Genomic DNA, 16,858 nt, shown 5'->3' with positions numbered 1-16,858 from the left:
CATGCAAGTGACTGCACGCGTGCTGGGTGGTTTGTTCGGGCTTGCCGCGGGGGTTGCCCTTGCGCAAGGCGCAGTGCCGGCGGCGCAAGGGGTCAGCGCATCGACATTCACCACTGACCTGATGCAGTTGTATCGCGAGGCCCGTTTGCAGGACCCGCGAATATTGGCCTCCCGTGCGCGGGCGCAAGCAGGGCAGGAGTACCAGCGTGAAGCCATGGGCACCCTGTTGCCGCAGGTATCGCTCAACGCCGGGGTCAACCGGATTCACCAGGAAAACGAGCTGGTGCAGCAGAGTTTCGACAGTGAAGTCTACAGTCTGGTATTGCGTCAGTATCTGTACAACAAGTCCACCTGGGAGAATTACCAGAAGTTCAAAAGCATGGCCAAACAGTCCGATTCCGAAGCCCTGGAGGCTCAGTCCGAGGCCACGGTGGAGCTGGCCCGGCGGTACTTCACGGTATTGGCCGCCGAAGATGAATTCGAACTGATTCAGGCCGAGCTGCGTACCACGCAAAAAAGCCTGGACCGGGTCAACGCGCTGTACGCCAAACAGCTGGCCTTGATTACCGATCAGCTGGACCTCAAGGCCCGTGTCGACGGCCTGGCGGCGCAGGTCCTGGATGCCCGTAACCTGGTCAGCGTCAGTCGCGCGGCGCTGGCCGAGATCGTCGGACGGCCGGTCAAGGAGAAGCTCAGTCGCGTGCGCGACGATGTGCAGTTACGGGTTTCGACGCAGAGCCTGGAAAGCTGGGTGCGCGAAGGGGTTGCGCAAAACCCGGCACTCAAGGCCAATGAAAGCGGGGTAGAGGTGGCTGGCGCGGCCTTGCGTAGCGGCAAGGGCGGGCACTATCCGACTCTGAGCCTGACCCTCAGCGCGCAGCAGTCCAACGAAGGCTATAACAATGCCCTGGTGCCGCGCACCGACAGTTATGTGGCCGGGATCGGCCTGCAGGTACCGATATACAGCGGCGGCTCGACCTCGGCACGGGTGCGCGGGCTGTATCAGGATCAGATCGCGGCCGAGCAACAGCTGGAGTTGGTACAGCGGCGGGTGGTCAAGGAAATCACCAGCGCCTACCTGACGGCCGATACCAGCGCAGAGAAGATCAGCGCCAGTCGCCATGCCCTGGCTTCGGCACAGCTGTCCAGAGCCGCCGCAGAAAAAGCGTTCGGTTACGGGATGGTGAATGCCGTCGATGTGCTGACCAGTGTGCGTAACGAATACCGGGCTCATCGGGATTTGCTCAAGACCCAGTACGACTTCGTCACCAATGTCATTACGCTCAATCGCTGGGCGGGCAAGCCACCTGGTGAAAGTGTCGCAAGCGTGAATCTGTGGCTGAATCCGGGCAGTCCGGCGGCGGACATTGCGGATCCGCGATAACGCCACTTAATTGACTTTGTGCTTATCTGTTAACCTGGCGTTACACCATCTGTCTGTTTTTTTGACACGCATGATGCCTGTCATACATGTCGCGTCCCCCCTGCAGCACGCCTAAGGCCTTGATTTGCGTGGTCTGCTGGCCGCATGCAGGAATAAACACGAGGTGCCTGATTAAAAAACGGATTGCCCGATTGCCGTTCTGGCAGGCGGGGCAGCACGCAGGTCTGTCCTAGACTTACCAGACAGCCCGAGGAAGAACATCAACAGGCGCAAGCTATTGATAAGTACTCCTGATTGTTTTTGCTTCTACTCGAACGGGCAGCGGGTAGAGGTGATTGATGGTTCAAGGGAGTCAGGAAGGTAATGCCCCCCCTCAGAAAACCCATACGTGTGATGCTGATCGACTGTCGCCCGCTTGTTCTCAGAGGTCTTCACGACTTGATCAATGCCAGGAAGCCTCAAATGGAAGTGAGTGGCCAGGCCACCACCTATACCCATGCGCTTGACCTTGCCGATCAGTTACGACCCCATGTCATATTTTTTAGCTTCTTTCCGGACGCGCTGAACCCGCTGGCGGTCATCACCCAACTCACCCGCAGTACCGGGATTAAAGTGCTGGTGCTCAAAGGGCTGTACGAGGTCATACCCGCAACCCAGGCAATGGAAGCGGGTGCTCGTGGCATCGTACTGGCGGAAGACCCGACCGAGTCGATCATCCTTGCCATCATCAAGGTCCACCATCGAGACACCGGGCTCAACAGGGCCTGGACCGGCGGCCTGTGCGACTATGCTGCGAGCGGGCATACGGCCTTGAAACACAATCTGGAACTGGAGAAACAATCGCGTCTGACCTTGCGCGAGAGAGAGCTGATTCGCGCCATCGTGGGTGAGCCCTCGGCCAAGTACATGAGCATCGCCGGAAGCCTGGGCATCAGCGAGCACACCGTGCATAACCATCTGAGCAACATTTACCAGAAGCTTGACCTGATCAACCGTACGGACTTGCTGATGTACGCAATCAAGCACGGGTTGTTTGACAGCAAATAAAGGCCCGACAAAAAAGGCCTGGCTCCTTGTGGGAGCCAGGCCTTTTTACCTGCTGCGACATTTACACAATGTCAGTCGGGGCGATATCCGTCACACCCACCAACTTGATAATGCCGGTGATCCCCGTGCCATCACCGTCGTATGCCAGATAGCCGTCGCCTCCAACGACGCCAAAGTAGTAGTTGGTGGTGCCATTGAGCGCCGTATCGGCGGCGGTAATAAAGGCTGCCACGTTGGCCGCGGGGGCCGCCACTTCCATATAGTTCGCCCCTGTGCCTGCGGTCGGGAAGTTCAGCGTGTCCACCCCGGAAGTGAAGCCGGAGGAGCTCACTGTCGTTGCCGCAGTCAGTGAGCTATCGGTATCCAGGCCGCTGAAGTTGAAGGTGTCGGCCCCCACACCACCGGTGAAGGTTTTGTCCCCTTCGATGGTCACATTCAGGGTCTGGGCTGCGGTTGAATCGGCATCCGCATCCGTCACCACGACGTTGAAGGCCAGATGGGCATCCGGGGTGGTCGAGGTGACAAAACCCAGGTCAGTGATCTTGATCACATCGCCATCCCAGGTTCCCGCTTCACCGGCTTCTACAGGGTTGCTTTTACTGCCCTCGCCGGACTCGTTGCTGAAGGTCAATGTGCTGCCGGTACTGACCCCGCTGACGCCCACATTGCCATTGAGGTTGTAGCCGCTACCGCTGACACCCTCGGTGGAATCCAGCACCTGCAGGCCCTGGATCAGGTAGTTCTCGCTGCCGAAGTTGTAGTCGTTGCTCTCGATAATCACCGCACCGTCGTTCTGATCCAGGGTGATCCCGTAGGCTGCGGGGTTGGCAATCGGATGGAAGTTATTGGGGGCAGTCGAGGCGTTTTTTATGATGATGTCTTCGCTGTCGACAATGATCGCCCGGGTGATCTGGCTGTTGTCGTCAGGATCGATAAGCTTGAGCACCAGTACCAGGTCCTCGCTGCCGATGCCGTCGAACTTGACGTAGATCCCTTTGCTGGTGGCTGTGGGCGCTGCGGCTGTATCACCGAACGGGCTGGCGGTGAAGAAGTCCAGGTCCATTACCTCGCCTTGCTGGATGGTGTCACCGGCCACGCCGGCGGCGGTCCCGGAAACACTGACCCAGGAGGTTGCGGCAGAGAACAGCTCACCGGGGACGAAGGCGCTGTTGCCACCGGCCATGATGTTATTGGCACCGGTGCCTGAACCCTGTTCGGCGAAACCGCTGAACTGCACAAAGAAGTCGTCGGCCAGCTTGGCCACCGACACCGGCGGTTGCTGGTTGATCGGCGTTGTGCCGCCAATGTTGTAGCCGGTGAAGCCTTGTGCTGCGGAGGTTTTCAGGATGCTGAAGCTGTCGATATCGTCCGTCAGGCTCAGGGTGTAGGTGTCTGCCACCTTGTCAAAGGTCATGGTGCCGGTTGCGTTGGTCAGCGCGCCCAGCGTCGGGTTGTTGGAAACATAGGTGAAGGAGAGGTTGAACACCGCACTGGTGTCTGACTCCGAGGCCCATGTCACCACTTTGTTGCTGATGGCGGTGGTGCCCACCGTGCTGTCTCCCATGCTCACGGACAGGTCGCTGTTTGCAGAGCTGTAGACCGTTCCCAGGCGCTCATCCGCGCCGATGTCATAGGCAAATACGCCAGTGCCGCCTGGAGTCGGGTTGCTGGCGTTGGCATAGACCACATTGGACTTGGCGGTGACCACGGGCGAGTCGTCATCCACGGTAATCAGCAGGCCGTTGGCGGCGGCCGTGATGCTGTCGCCGTCATAGTCCGTGGCGTTGATTGCAGTGCCCAGAGCGATGTTCAGATCGTTCTCGTTCAGGCCGGCGGCATGGTCGAGTTGATCGAGCAGCATAAAGGCATAGGCCCCTGTCGCCGCTTGCACGCTGAAGGTGAACACCGAATTGCCGGCCCCGGCAGAAGCGGTCAGCAACCAGGTGTTACTGCCCGCGTCATAGGCAGTGGCATAGGTCACCGTGACCCCGCCGCTTTTCAGGCCCAGGGCTGACAGGCCATTGGTGGTCAGGGAGTAACTCAGCGGCTCGTCTGCGCCGGACTGGAACAGGGCGCTGACATTGCCGCTGGCCAATACGATTTCCCCGGCCACGTCCCCGGTACCGCCCGGGATACCATCACCGGGGCCAGAGTCGGCCGCGCCTTCAAGTACACCGTCTTCGTCCACCGTGCCGGTGAGCAGATTGATCGATGCGAGTGGCGTGTCGTCATCCACCGTGATCACCAGGCCATCGGCCGCTGCCGTCACACTGTCGCCGTCAAAGTCGGTGGCGTTGAGGGTCGTGCCGAGGGCGATGGTCAGATCATTCTCGTTCAGGCCGGCGGCATGATCGAGTTGATCTACCAGGGTAAAGGCAAAGGCGCCGGTTGCAGCGTGCAGGCTGAAGGTGAACACCGTATTGCCAGCTCCGGCCGAGGCCGTCAGCAGCCAGGTGTTGCTGCCTGGGTCAAAGGCGACCGCGTAAGTGACGGCCACGCCGCCGCTCATCAGGCCCAGTGCTGCCATGCCGGTGGTGGTCAGCGAATAGCTCAGGGCTTCGTCTGCACCCGACTGGAACAGGGTACTGACATTGCCGCTGGCCAATACGATTTCCCCGGCCACATCCCCGCTACCACCGGCGATGCCATCGCCGGGGCCGGCGTTAGCCGTGCCTTCCACCACACCGTCTTCGTCCACCGTACCGGTGAGCTGATTGATGGAAGCGATCGGTGAATCGTCGTTCACCGTAATCACCAGGCCATTGGCCGCTGCGGTCACGCTGTCGCCGTCAAAATCAGTGGCATTGACGGCAGTGCCGAGGGCAATGCTCAGATCGTTTTCGTTCAGGCCGGCGGCATGATCGAGTTGATCCACCAGGGTAAAGGCATAGGCGCCGGTTGCGGCGTGCAGGCTGAACGTGAACACCGTATTGCCTGCTCCGGCCGAGGCCGTGAGCTGCCAAGTGTTGCTGCCTGCGTCAAAGGCGACCGCATAGCTGACAGCCACGCCGCCGCTTTGCAGGCCCAGGGCCACCATGCCATTGGTGGTCAGCGAGTAGCTCAGCGCTTCGTCCGCGCCGGACTGGAACAGGGTGCTGACGTTGCCGCTGGCCAATACGGTTTCCCCGGCCACATCCCCGGTACCACCGGCGATACCGTCGCCGGGGCCGGCGTTAGCCGTGCCTTCCACCACACCGTCCTCGTCCACGCTGCCCGTGAGCTGATTGACCGTGGCGACAGGGGTATCATCGTTCACCGTGATCACCAGGCCGTTGGCGGCTGCCGTTACCGTGTCGCCATCAAAGTCGGTAGCGTTGATGGCGGTGCCAAGGGCGATGGTCAGATCGTTCTCGTTCAGGCCGGCGGCATGATCGAGTTGATCCACCAGGGTAAAGGCATAGGCGCCAGTGCTTGTGTGCAGACTGAAAGTGAACACCGTATTGCCTGCTCCGGCTGATGCAGTGAGCAGCCAGGTGCTGCTGATGGCATCAAAGGCGACCGCATAGGTGACGGTCACTCCGGCGCTTTTCAGCCCCAGGGCTGACAGGCCATTGGTGGTCAGCGAATAGCTCAGTGGCTCGTCCGCACCGGAGGCAAACAGGGTACTGACATTGCCGCTGGCAAGCACGATCTCCCCGGCCACATCACCTGTGCCGCCTGCGATACCATCACCGGGACCAGCGTTAGCCGCACCTTCGAGCACACCGTCTTCGTCCACCGTCCCCGTGAGCGGGTTCAGTGTGGCGATCGGGGTGTCGTCATCCACGGTGATTACCAGTTTCTGCGCCGTAGCGGTGACCGAGTCACCATCCTTGTCGGTGACCTTGAACACCGAACCCAACTGCAGCAGCAGTTCGTTTTCGCTGTTGTCGCCACCCACCGTATCCGGGTGATCGAGTTGATCGAGAAGGGTGAAGGTATAGCTGCCGTCAGAGGTATTGGTCAGCTCCAGCTTGAACACCGCGCGGTCAGTGGCGGCGACGTATTCAGCAGCGGCACCGACATAGCCCCACAGGGTGTTGCCGATCACGTCATATTTAACCGCCTCGCCCTTGGAGGCCAGCGCCACCGCAGTCGCGGCGCTGTCAACTACTTGCACGGCGGAAGTGTCGTTGGACAAGGAGTAGCTTGCCGGCGCATCAGTACCGGATGTGAATACAGTGGCCACAGTGCCTGAGGCCGATGCCGGAACCAGCAGGCCCGCGTCGCCGACACCGCCATCGATGCCGCCAATCAGACTGTCTTCATCCACCAGTGCCGTTACCGGCAGCCCCGCGGCGGCAGGGCCGTCGTCTTCAAAGTTAAACAGGCTGCCGACTTCCTGAGGCACGGCCACCACATTGGGCAGATGGAAACCGCCGATATCGAACGTGGAGTTGCCGGTGCCGCTGTTTTCAATTACCACGCGATTGTGGGTGCCATCAACGGTGTATTGCAGGGAGAAGTTGGCTTCGAAGCCGACAATCGTTGCGGTGCGGTCAAGGCCGCCATTGCTGGTGTTGAAGGTCACACTGATGCTGCCTAGCGTGGTGTTGGTCGTGACCCCGGTCAGACCGGCGATGGCAACACCATTGGCACCGATCACCGTGATACTGGCGATATAGCCAAGATTGTCTGCCCCGTTTACCGCATGGCCATTACCGTCAAGCAGGCCGTCATAGTAAGCCGATCCGACCTCCAGGCCGGTGGTAAAGGCGCTGATAGTGGCCGCACAGGTTTTCGGGGGGGTGGCCTGGGCGATGACAATGGTTGCGCCGCTTGCCGCGAAGAGCCCGCCAAACAGGATGTTGCTTTCGTTGGTCGCCTCACCATGGGTCAGGTCTGGCACGGTGTAACGCGCGTCCGGGTTGCTCACAAAACTGAAGATCATGCCTTCGCCAGCCTTGATCCCCTGGCTGTTGGTGCCGATGGTGGTAGGGCCGGCACCCTGACTGGTATTGACTGTGTCAGCCTGATTGGCGGGTACCTGATCCGGATCCATGCCGGTAACGATCAGGCCGGTGGTGCTGCCACCTGCCTTGAACATCAGAAAGCCGTTTTGCCCGGAGGGCAAACCGGCGAAATCAAAAGCCAGATCCTGGCTGGCGGTTACCCAGAGGTGGTTGGTCATGTCGACCACATCATCGGGGTTGGCTGTGTCCGGGTGCAGCAGCGGTTCTTGCTGCACCATCCAGACCTTGGCCCCGGTTGCTGTCTGTTCAAGATAGGCGGCGAAAATAAGAGTACCGCCCGGATCTGCCAGGTCGTCCTCGGGTGCGGGTGTCGCCCCTTCAGTGCCAGCACGGCCCAGCACGATATTGTTGGTCGTGTCCGTATAAAGAAAGATTCTGGTGCCATCGAGGGTATACAGGCCGCTCCAGTCCGAGCCGCTGTTGGCGTTGGTCGGGTCGCCCAGCGCCTTGCCCTGGGCATCGGTAAAGGCCAGGTCCGCGTAGGTACCGGTGATGGTGATCAGGTCGGCACCGCTGTTGCCGGCGGCGCCGGTATAGCCACTCAGCGCCGCATTCTTGACCGGTGTGGCGCCCAGCAGAGTGAACAGACGGGACTCGAATGCGAAGGGCAGGTCGCCGGTATCATCGGTACCATTGATGGCCGCGACGGTGATGTCGTTATCGTTGATATCTTCGATATCGGTGGAGGTGGCGGCGTTCTGCAAACCGCTCGTTTCATCGACCGTGATACTGCTGTTCAAGATGATAGCCATGACGCTCTCCTGGCTGATTCCGGTCACAGAGCTGACCGCTGGGGATTTATTGCGACAGATCTCAACTATGGGTTTGTGCGTCAGGTTGCGCATCGGCCGATACTCCCAGGCGGTCTGGGAGTATCGGCCTATCAGGGAGGGGAAGCAGGAGAGCTGAGGCAGGAGCTTTTTCACCTGCCTACGGTTAGCATTGCGCCTTATAAATACACAAGAAACGGATCGAATCTTGACCGAACGACGTCAATTCAGCACCGGCATGAAGGGCAAGAACCTTCGCTACCTCAAAGACAGTGCCATAGAGCCAGGGCCCATGGTGCGTACCGGTTTTGTGTTGCTGGAGCATTTTTCGCTGCCGGCCTTCACCCAGGCGCTGGACACCATCATTACTGCCAACCTGCTGCGTGCCGGTTTGTTTTCTTCGCGCACCTATGGCTTGAGCGACGGTGAGGTGGTCAGCGATCTGGGCCTGGTGATCCGCCCCGATGCGTGTATTGATCCGGCGATGATCCATGAACTGGACCTGCTGGTGATCTGCGGGGGTTACCGGACCGAGTTGAAGCTCAACGATGAGTTGAGCAGCCTGCTCAGGACGGCTGCGCGTGCGGGTATCACGCTGGGCGGGTTATGGAACGGCGCCTGGTTTCTCGCCAGTGCCGGGGTGCTGGACGGTTATCGTTGCGCAATCCACCCAGAGCATCGCCCGGCACTGACCGAAGTGGCCAAGGCAGCGCAGGTCACCAGCGAACCCTATGTTATCGATCGTGACCGGATGACCGCCTCCAGTCCTGCCGGAGCCTTCCAGATGGCTCTGGGCTGGATCAAGAGCCTGCATGACAAGGCACTGGTGGAAGGCATCGAGGATATTCTGGCATTTGAGGAATCACGCTACCGACGGATCAAGCCGGCGGAAAATATCTGCGTCAGTGCGCCCTTGCGCGAAGTGGTCAAGCTGATGGACGCCAACCTCGAGGACCCTCTGGAGCTTGAACAGCTTGCGGTTTATGTCGGCCGGTCCCGACGTCAGCTCGAGCGTCTGTTCAAGGAGCAACTGGGTACCACGCCGCAGCGCTATTACCTGGAACTGCGCATCACTGAAGCGCGGCGGTTGCTGCAGCACACCGAGCTGTCTCAAGTCGATGTCCTGGTGGCCTGCGGGTTTGTCTCGCCCAGTCATTTCAGCAAGTGCTACAGCGCCTATTTCGGCTATCGACCATCCAAGGAAGTGCGCCTGGTCAAATAACTCAGCCCGGCACAGTGCCGATCCTTGACTATGCTGTGGGCACTTACTGCGCAGACAGATGCTCTGGTTAGAGGGGTTGGGATGATTTCAGAATGGGAAATGATTGGCCGTTTGCTGCTGGCAGCGGTGCTCGGCAGCTTGATTGGCTTGCAGCGCGAGCATCAATTCTGGACAGCAGGTTTGCGGACGCACATGTTGGTGGCGACCGGGGCATGCTTGTTTATGACCGTGTCGGCCTTTGGTTTCCAACAGGCGCTAACCCAGCCGGGCACGCAACTGGATCCTTCGCGGATTGCTGCGCAAATTGTCACCGGCATCGGCTTTCTCGGGGCCGGGTCGATCATGATGCGCGGCGAAGTAATCAAGGGGTTGAACACGGCGGCTAGCCTGTGGGCAGTGGCGGCTATCGGTATGTCCATTGGCGGCGGCATGTATGTGCTGGGCGTAGCTGCGACCGTGTTGATTCTGGCCATTTTGATTGCCATCGGGCCTATCGAGCACCGCTATCGCGATTATATAAAGGTCCATGTGATCAAGCTGGTGGCCCCTCTTGGGGTGGTGAATCGCCAGAGCCTTGAGGAGTTTCTCGGTGAGGATGCTGCGCGACTCAAGCAGGTGGTGGTTGAGCAGGGGCCGGACATGGGGACCGAGAGCATCACGGTGGAGTTCAAAAGAACCAGCCGGGTTGAGACGGCAGAGCTGTTGAAGCGGATTTTGACCATTCCGGATGTCAGGGAAGAGCAGGCGCCGCATTAATTCAAGGCCTGTTGCCCTGGGTTGTAGCCTGCAAATCAATACCCAGGGAGTGCATGACTTTAATTACGGTTTCAAAACGAGGCTTGGCACCCGCAGCGAAAGCCTTGTACAAACTGGCACGACCAAGCCCGGTGGCATTGGCTATTTGCCCCATGCCACGAGCTTTTGCAACGTAGCCAACGGCACGGATCAGTTCGTCAGTGTCACCGTCGGCAAGCACTTGAGTCAGGTATTCGCTGATGGCCTCATCGCTGTTCAGCAGCTGTGCCATGTCGAAGGGCAGTAGCGTAGTGGTCATGTTAAATCTCCTTTGCCATTTTATGCGCCTGGCGGATATCGCCAGGCTGTGTGGACTTGTCACCCCCGGCCAGCAAAATCACGATCGAGACCTCGCGCAGGGTGAAATACACCCGATAGCCTGCGCCGATATCAATGCGCAGCTCAGATACGCCATTGCCCACGGATTTGAAATCACCCAAGTTGCCGGTTGATACCCGGTCAATTCTTCGGGCGATGGCGATCCGTGCACGCATGTCTCTTAAATTCAGCAGCCAATCAGCAAAAATTATGGTTTGCCGTATCTCGTGATTCATCAATGATTGTCTCCATTTGGAGACGATTTGCAAGCCTTGTTGTATGCCAGCATGATTTGCTCCGATGAGTGGTTGCGGCTTGGGTGGTGGTCTCGAAAAAGACTAACCACCGGCCTTCATCGCAGCAGGACAAATATGTGAGCGGCCATGACAAACCATGCCCTTGATGCAGGCGACTACGCGGGCTGGGCCATGGCTGGTGTTTGACGCACTGTCACAGCCCTCGCAGTTGCTGGACACCGCCACCGAACAGCCGCTGGCCTTGATGCAACCGGTGGCTGCGGATGGTCGGGTGATTGGGCCCGGGCAAATCCGGGTAAAAAAATCGAGGTGTGAAGTCTTGAGTCCTGCAGCCGCTGCGGCTTCAGAGTTCACACTCGGATCACGCTTGCACCTGTAGATACTCTGTTGCAGGTCAAGCCCTATTGTCGGAGCGAGCCTGCTCGCGAACGACCTTCGCGAGCAGGCTCGCTCCCACAGTTGCAGTGTTTCTGTAGTCGCTGCTGAGGAACGAAGGCCGCGAGTCAGCTGTTACAGAGCCCTTGACCGGTAACAGAGTAGCTACAGGAATTTCGGTTAAAACTGCATCTCGGGCACATGCTCGGGGACGATCAGTTTGCCGGCGGTTTTGCTGACGATTTCTTCAACACTGACACCCGGGGCACGTTCTTTGAGGATGAAGGCGCCGTTGTCGATTTCCAGATAGGCCAGGTCGGTCAGCACGCGCTTGATGCATCCGGCGCCGGTCAGTGGCAGGCTGCAACGCGCCAGCAGTTTGGACTCGCCGTCCTTGGACGCATGGGTCATGGTGACGATGATGTTCTCGGCACCGGCCACCAGGTCCATCGCTCCACCCATGCCCTTGACCAGTTTTCCGGGGATCATCCAGGAGGCGATATTGCCCTGTACATCGACTTCAAATGCGCCGAGCACGGTCAGATCAATATGGCCACCCCGGATCATTGCGAAGGATTCTGCCGAGGAAAAAATCGACGCCCCGGTGCGCGCAGTCACAGTCTGCTTGCCGGCGTTGATCATGTCGGCGTCGGCTTCACCGACGCGGGGGAAGGCACCCATGCCGAGCAGGCCGTTTTCCGATTGCAGCATGACTTCCATGCCTTCGGGGATGTAGTTGGCAACCAGGGTCGGAATACCGATACCCAGGTTGACGTAGAAACCGTCCTGCATTTCACGGGCGACGCGCTGTGCCATTTGTTCTCGGGTAAGAGCCATTTTTGTTCTCCGTGCTCAGGTTCAAAAGCTTGGGGCAGGGGGGCTGAGGATCAGTCGCGCTCGGTGAGCTGCTCGATGCGTTTTTCAAACGTGCCGCAAATGATCCGGTCGACGTAGATGCCGGGAGTGTGGATCTGCGTCGGGTCCAGTTCGCCGGGCTCGACGATTTCTTCGACTTCGACCACGGTGATCCTGCCCGCCGTGGCGGCCAGGGGGTTGAAGTTCTGCGCGGTGTGGCGATAAATCACGTTGCCGAAGTGATCGGCTTTCCAGCCTTTGACAATGGCAAAATCGCCGGTGATGGACTCTTCCATCAAATAGGTACGCCCTTTGAATTCACGGGTTTCCTTGCCGTCGGCGACCGGGGTGCCGACCCCGGTAGCGGTGAAAAACGCCGGGATACCGGCACCGCCGGCGCGCATTTTTTCCGCGAGCGTACCTTGCGGGGTCAGCTCCACTTCAATTTCGCCGCTGAGCAACTGTTTTTCGAACAGGGCGTTTTCACCGACGTACGAGGCAATGACCTTGCGGATCTGACGGTCTTGCAGCAGTACGCCAAGGCCGAAACCGTCGACTCCGCAGTTGTTGGATACCACGGTCAGGTCACTGATGCCCTGGCGCTTTATCTCGTTGATCAGGTTCTCCGGGATGCCGCACAGGCCAAAGCCGCCAGAGATCACGGTCATGCCATCCTTGAGCCCGGCCAGGGCTTCTTCATAGGACGCCACACGCTTGTCGAAACCTGCCATATGCACCTCTTTTATTGTTCGCCGGCTGTGCTCAGCCATTGGTGATGAGTGTTACTGCGTATCATTGATTTGATAAGTTGATTTTTGCGTCGGATTAATAGATAAAACAAATCAATAAGCCTGAGGCCTGGCCATGACCGTAAAACAAATCCGTGCCTTTCTTGCGGTGGCCCAAAGCCTGAGTTTTGCCGTGGCCTGCGAACGTCTGCATTTGTCCCAGTCGGCCCTGAGCCTGACCATCAAGGCGCTGGAACAGGGCCTGGGCGGGCGATTGTTCAGTCGCACCACGCGCAATGTCGCCCTGACCCCGGAGGGCGAGTCGCTGTTGCCGCTGGCCCGGCGTTTGATTGCTGACTGGGACAATGTCGAAGACCAAATGCGCCAGCGCTTCACCCTGCAGCGCGGGCGCGTCACCCTGGCCGCCATCCCGTCGTTTTCGGGCAACTTGCTGCCGGCCATTGTGAAAATTTTTCGCGCGCGGCATCCCAAGGTCAACGTCACGGTCAACGATGTGATCAACGAGCAGGTACTGGAGATGGTGCGTGACCGGGAGGTGGAGCTGGGTGTGGCCTTCGAACCGGCAGGCGCTTCGTCGCTGACGTTCACCCCGCTGTATCTGGACCGTTTTGTCGCCGTGGTGCCCCGTGACTCGGCACAGGCCGGGCTTGACTTGATCGACTGGCAGACCCTGCTGGAACAGCCCTTTATCACTCTGCAACGACCGTCTGCGGTGAGGGTGCTGCTGGAAGAACACTTGCAGGCGCGGCAGATGAAATTGCCGGTTGAATTTGAAAGCCATCAGTTGGCCACGGTGGGCCGCATGGTCGCCAGCGGGCTGGGCGTGAGCGTGGTGCCGGCCCTGTGTGCCGAACAGATGCGTGAGCTGGGAGCCTGCTGCATCACCTTGCATGAGCCGGTGGTGGAGCGGGCCATTGGCGTTTTGACCAAGCCAGGCCATGAGCTTTCGTCGGCGGCCCAGGCGATGTTCGACAGCTTGTTGGAAAGAACCTGGTAATCGCGGTTGTGGGAGCGGGCTTGCTCGCGATGGCATCGACGCGGTTCAACCGCTATACCGCGCCGCCTGCATCGCGAGCAAGCCCGCTCCCACAGATGAACCGCTAGGCCTCGCGTCCGGCTTTGTGCCCGGCGCTGATTGCGCCTTCGATATAGCCGATACTGTGGCAGTCGCCGATGCTGCTGGCGCTCAACCCCGCTCGGGTCAGTTCGTCGAGCAGTCCGGTATCGGGCTGGGCGCCGATGGCAAGTACCACGGAGTCGGCGTCACTCTGCGCCGAAGTGCCATCGGCCAGTTGATAGCGCACGCTGTGGCCGTCGATCGCCGTAACGCTGGCCCCGGTGATCAACTCGCCGCCATGCACACGAATTTCATGCAGCACCCGCCAGCGCCGCACAATGGCCAGCTCCCGGCCCAGGTGAGTACCGCTTTCCAGTACGGTGACCTGACGTCCGCGGGCAATCAAAAATTCCGCCAGCTCCAGGCCTACCAGGCCGCCACCGATAATGGTCACGCGCTTGCCCAGCGGCATCCACACCCGCGACAGTTTTTCCATGGCTTCACGGCTATCAGTCACGCCAGTCAGGCTGCCGGCCTTCATCAGTGCACGCTGGGTGAAGGACAGTTTGCGTTTGGCTATTTCTTCAGCACGGTCACCCGTCATCAAACGGCGCAGTTCGTCGCCACTCCAGACATGGTCCTGATCGGCGCCGGGGATGGCCGGTGCAGCACGTTCTGCACCTACGGCCACCAGCACCTGATCGGCACCCAGGTCGCGCAGCAGGGCAGGGCTGGCCAGGGTGTTGAGGCGGATATCAATCGCCGACTGCTGCACCTGCACCTTGAGATTTTCCAGCAGGCGGGCGTTTTCGGCATAGGCGAGGCCGGCGAAAAACAACGTGCCACCGAGGCGGTCGCTGCGCTCGAGCAGGGTCACGCGATGGCCGCGTAACGCGGCGATGCGTGCGGCTTCCATCCCGGCAGGCCCGGCTCCCACCACCACCAGATGCTTGGGTGTGGCAGTGGGGCCGATGACGTATTCGAACTCATGGCCGGTCATGGGGTTGACCGCGCATTTGACCCGCTCGTTGATAAAAATCTGGCTCACGCACACGTAGCAGTAAATGCACGGGCGGATACTCGCTTCCTGGTCGTTGAGCAATTTGTTGGGCAGGTCCGGGTCGGCGAGGAACTTGCGGGCCATGGCAATGAAGTCGCAGTCGCCGCGCTTGAGGGCGGCTTCACCGACCTCCGGCTCGATCCGCCCCACGGCAATCACCGGGACTTGCACGCTACGCTTGAGCGCAGCGGTCCATTCCAGATACCCCCCGGGCTTGTGCACCAGTGGCGCCTCGGTAAACACCACGCCGCTGGTGATGCGCGCAGTGGCCGAAACGCTGACCGCATCTACACCTGCCGCCTCGGCCATGCGTGCCACGGCGATGGCATCTTCAAGATTGCTGCCGCCGGGGGTGTGCAGTTCTTCGGCATCCAGGCGCAGCCATACGGCAAATTCATGGCCGACTTTGGCCCGTATTGCAGCGATGATTTGCAGCAGCAGCCGGGCACGGTTCTCCAGCGAGCCGCCGTACTCGTCTTCACGCTGGTTGTAATAGCCGGAGAGGAAACCGGCGATGATGTAGCCGTGGGCCGCATGGATTTCCACACCGTCGAAACCCGCTCGCCTGGCGCGGTCGGCGGCACTGGCAAACCACTCGATCATCTGCGCGATATCGGCGCTGTCCATTACACGGATCGGTGAGCCTTCGGCGCGACGCTTCATGGAGCTGACAAAGTTGGCCAGTTCTTCGGGCGTCAGCGCGGCCATCATGTCGCTTTGCAGCACCGGCGGCACCGAGGGCACCCATAGTTGCCGGCCTTCGGCCATGTCGCGCACTGCCGTCTTGCCGGCGTGCTGCAACTGCATGGCAATTTTTGCGCCGTGCTGGTGGACGCGCTCGGCGAGTCGGCTCAAACCGGGGATAAACTCATCGCTGGAAACGCCGACCTGGAATGGCTCGGCGGTCCCGGCCGGAAACGCCACCGAGCACACCCCCATGATCAATAGCCCGGCGCCGCCACGGGCGCGGGCTTCGTAATAGGCCTGAATGCGCTCGCCACACTGGCCATTGGCCTCGGCGAAGTTGGAGCCCATGGGCGCCATGATGATGCGGTTGCGCAGTTCAAGAGAACCTATGCGACCGGGTGCCAGTAACTGAGGGTATTTTGTCATTGTTATTTCAGCCCGAGCGGGTGTCTGGAAGGGCTACGGCCGCCCGCAGGCAGCCGCAGGTCATGCAGGTATACGGTTAGCCGCGCAGGAACTCCAGGCACGCCTTGTTGAACATGTCGCGGTGTTCGACCTGTACCCAGTGGCCGCACTGATTGAGCATGATAAAACGCGCATTGGGAGCGTGGGTCAGCACTTTAAGCGCGCCGGATGCGGGGTTGAAATTGTCGTCGGTGCCCCAGAACCCGAGGATCGGTGCCTGCAGCTCTTCAAGGCGCTCGGTCATGTTGGGCACCATCATGGTGCTGAACAGATTGCGCGGCTGATGCACGGCCACGGCCACGCGCTCGGCCAACAGGTTGTCGTCCAGTAGCGCGGTGTCGAACAGTTGCAGGCTCATGATCCGGCGCATTTGCTCGATGCCCAGCGGGCCTGCGTTATACAGCTCGACCATGCGCTGGATGCCGATCATCTTGAAGTAGGTTTCGCGCTCTTCAACACCGCCTGGCGCCATGAGAATAAGTTTTTCGACGCGCTCCGGCTCAGCCAGCGCCAGGCCCAGAGCAATCGCACCGCCCAGGGAATTGCCGAGCAAGGTGGCGCGCTTGACCCCCACTGCCTTGAGAAAGCCCGACATGGCGTTGACGAAGAACGCCAGGTCGTAGTTCACATCTTCCGGTTTGTCGGAGCGGCCGAAGCCCGGCAAATCCACCACCAGATTGCGAAAGCCGTTAGCCACAAACTGCGGATAGTTGCCCTTGAAGTTGCTGTAGCCACTGGCGCCCGGGCCACTGCCGTGCAACCACAATACGACCGGGCCGCTGCCCTCGTCGAGAAAGTGCAGGCGCAGGCCGCTGTCCAGTGTCACAAAGTGGCCGATGGGCAGGGGAAGGTCTTGTTCGGTCAT

13 protein-coding genes are annotated in these 16,858 nt (G+C 59.9%); 6 read left to right on the top strand and 7 right to left on the bottom strand.

The window, feature by feature from the left end; all coding sequences use genetic code 11:
- The first annotated feature begins 1 nt into the window (after position 1).
- Together PPTH39_RS02980 and PPTH39_RS02975 are read left to right on the top strand one after the other, a co-directional pair.
- The gene (locus PPTH39_RS02980) at positions 2 to 1,384 is read left to right on the top strand and encodes a TolC family outer membrane protein (RefSeq protein ID WP_130871565.1); all 1,383 of its coding nucleotides are present in this window, start codon (positions 2 to 4) and stop codon (positions 1,382 to 1,384) included.
- A gap of 363 nt (positions 1,385 to 1,747) precedes the next feature.
- Positions 1,748 to 2,431 carry a response regulator transcription factor gene (locus PPTH39_RS02975; RefSeq protein WP_095000436.1) on the top strand — a complete coding sequence of 228 codons (684 nt, stop codon included), beginning with the start codon at positions 1,748 to 1,750 and terminating at the stop codon, positions 2,429 to 2,431.
- A 61-nt stretch (positions 2,432 to 2,492) separates the two neighbouring features.
- Here the strand turns inward: PPTH39_RS02975 and PPTH39_RS02970 are convergent, their stop codons facing one another.
- Positions 2,493 to 8,135, bottom strand: coding sequence for a beta strand repeat-containing protein (locus PPTH39_RS02970; protein WP_165446475.1), 5,643 nt, complete (start codon positions 8,133 to 8,135; stop codon positions 2,493 to 2,495).
- Between the two features lie 226 nt (positions 8,136 to 8,361).
- On the opposite strand from PPTH39_RS02970, the gene PPTH39_RS02965 reads away from it, so the two are divergent.
- Positions 8,362 to 9,375 (top strand): GlxA family transcriptional regulator, encoded by a 1,014-nt coding sequence (locus PPTH39_RS02965; protein WP_169917002.1) that lies wholly within the window; start codon positions 8,362 to 8,364, stop codon positions 9,373 to 9,375.
- Positions 9,376 to 9,456: 81 nt separating this feature from the next.
- The gene (locus PPTH39_RS02960) at positions 9,457 to 10,131 is read left to right on the top strand and encodes an MgtC/SapB family protein (RefSeq protein WP_095000434.1); all 675 of its coding nucleotides are present in this window, start codon (positions 9,457 to 9,459) and stop codon (positions 10,129 to 10,131) included.
- 1 nt (position 10,132) lies between these two features.
- Here the strand turns inward: PPTH39_RS02960 and PPTH39_RS02955 are convergent, their stop codons facing one another.
- Both PPTH39_RS02955 and PPTH39_RS02950 read right to left on the bottom strand, forming a co-directional pair.
- Positions 10,133 to 10,429 carry an addiction module antidote protein gene (locus PPTH39_RS02955; RefSeq protein ID WP_095000433.1) on the bottom strand — a complete coding sequence of 99 codons (297 nt, stop codon included), beginning with the start codon at positions 10,427 to 10,429 and terminating at the stop codon, positions 10,133 to 10,135.
- Position 10,430: 1 nt separating this feature from the next.
- On the bottom strand, positions 10,431 to 10,724 hold the full coding sequence (locus PPTH39_RS02950) for a type II toxin-antitoxin system RelE/ParE family toxin (RefSeq protein ID WP_095000432.1): 294 nt from the start codon (positions 10,722 to 10,724) through the stop codon (positions 10,431 to 10,433).
- A gap of 157 nt (positions 10,725 to 10,881) precedes the next feature.
- On the opposite strand from PPTH39_RS02950, the gene PPTH39_RS23665 reads away from it, so the two are divergent.
- Positions 10,882 to 11,124 carry a hypothetical protein gene (locus tag PPTH39_RS23665; RefSeq protein WP_232527597.1) on the top strand — a complete coding sequence of 81 codons (243 nt, stop codon included), beginning with the start codon at positions 10,882 to 10,884 and terminating at the stop codon, positions 11,122 to 11,124.
- A gap of 176 nt (positions 11,125 to 11,300) precedes the next feature.
- Here the strand turns inward: PPTH39_RS23665 and PPTH39_RS02940 are convergent, their stop codons facing one another.
- Both PPTH39_RS02940 and PPTH39_RS02935 read right to left on the bottom strand, forming a co-directional pair.
- Entirely contained in the window at positions 11,301 to 11,957 is a 657-nt protein-coding gene (locus PPTH39_RS02940) for a CoA transferase subunit B (RefSeq protein ID WP_095000431.1), read from the bottom strand.
- 50 nt (positions 11,958 to 12,007) lie between these two features.
- Positions 12,008 to 12,706 (bottom strand): CoA transferase subunit A, encoded by a 699-nt coding sequence (locus tag PPTH39_RS02935; RefSeq protein ID WP_095000430.1) that lies wholly within the window; start codon positions 12,704 to 12,706, stop codon positions 12,008 to 12,010.
- 133 nt (positions 12,707 to 12,839) lie between these two features.
- Here PPTH39_RS02935 and PPTH39_RS02930 point away from each other — a divergent pair, with 133 nt between their 5' ends.
- Entirely contained in the window at positions 12,840 to 13,721 is an 882-nt protein-coding gene (locus PPTH39_RS02930; RefSeq protein WP_130871563.1) for a LysR family transcriptional regulator, read from the top strand.
- A 103-nt stretch (positions 13,722 to 13,824) separates the two neighbouring features.
- Here the strand turns inward: PPTH39_RS02930 and PPTH39_RS02925 are convergent, their stop codons facing one another.
- Together PPTH39_RS02925 and PPTH39_RS02920 are read right to left on the bottom strand one after the other, a co-directional pair.
- Positions 13,825 to 15,954 carry an oxidoreductase gene (locus PPTH39_RS02925; protein WP_130871562.1) on the bottom strand — a complete coding sequence of 710 codons (2,130 nt, stop codon included), beginning with the start codon at positions 15,952 to 15,954 and terminating at the stop codon, positions 13,825 to 13,827.
- Positions 15,955 to 16,030: 76 nt separating this feature from the next.
- A complete protein-coding gene (locus PPTH39_RS02920) occupies positions 16,031 to 16,858 on the bottom strand; it encodes an alpha/beta fold hydrolase (RefSeq protein WP_095000427.1) in 828 nt (275 codons plus the stop codon).

Source organism: Pseudomonas bubulae, from assembly GCF_900618535.1.
Taxonomy (GTDB): domain Bacteria; phylum Pseudomonadota; class Gammaproteobacteria; order Pseudomonadales; family Pseudomonadaceae; genus Aquipseudomonas; species Aquipseudomonas bubulae.
This window is presented reverse-complemented; position numbering and strand designations above follow the sequence as displayed.

Excerpts from the sequence above, each read along its gene's own strand:
- PPTH39_RS02930 (WP_130871563.1), top strand. The coding sequence starts at position 12,840 with ATGACCGTAAAACAAATCCGTGCCTTTCTTGCGGTGGCCCAAAGCCTG.
- PPTH39_RS02980 (WP_130871565.1), top strand. The coding sequence starts at position 2 with ATGCAAGTGACTGCACGCGTGCTGGGTGGTTTGTTCGGGCTTGCCGCG.
- PPTH39_RS02935 (WP_095000430.1), bottom strand. The coding sequence starts at position 12,706 with ATGGCAGGTTTCGACAAGCGTGTGGCGTCCTATGAAGAAGCCCTGGCC.
- PPTH39_RS02940 (WP_095000431.1), bottom strand. The coding sequence starts at position 11,957 with ATGGCTCTTACCCGAGAACAAATGGCACAGCGCGTCGCCCGTGAAATG.
- PPTH39_RS02955 (WP_095000433.1), bottom strand. The coding sequence starts at position 10,429 with ATGACCACTACGCTACTGCCCTTCGACATGGCACAGCTGCTGAACAGC.
- PPTH39_RS02960 (WP_095000434.1), top strand. The coding sequence starts at position 9,457 with ATGATTTCAGAATGGGAAATGATTGGCCGTTTGCTGCTGGCAGCGGTG.
- PPTH39_RS02925 (WP_130871562.1), bottom strand. The coding sequence starts at position 15,954 with ATGACAAAATACCCTCAGTTACTGGCACCCGGTCGCATAGGTTCTCTT.
- PPTH39_RS02975 (WP_095000436.1), top strand. The coding sequence starts at position 1,748 with ATGCCCCCCCTCAGAAAACCCATACGTGTGATGCTGATCGACTGTCGC.
- PPTH39_RS02970 (WP_165446475.1), bottom strand. The coding sequence starts at position 8,135 with ATGGCTATCATCTTGAACAGCAGTATCACGGTCGATGAAACGAGCGGT.
- PPTH39_RS23665 (WP_232527597.1), top strand. The coding sequence starts at position 10,882 with ATGCCCTTGATGCAGGCGACTACGCGGGCTGGGCCATGGCTGGTGTTT.
- PPTH39_RS02920 (WP_095000427.1), bottom strand. The coding sequence starts at position 16,858 with ATGACCGAACAAGACCTTCCCCTGCCCATCGGCCACTTTGTGACACTG.
- PPTH39_RS02950 (WP_095000432.1), bottom strand. The coding sequence starts at position 10,724 with ATGAATCACGAGATACGGCAAACCATAATTTTTGCTGATTGGCTGCTG.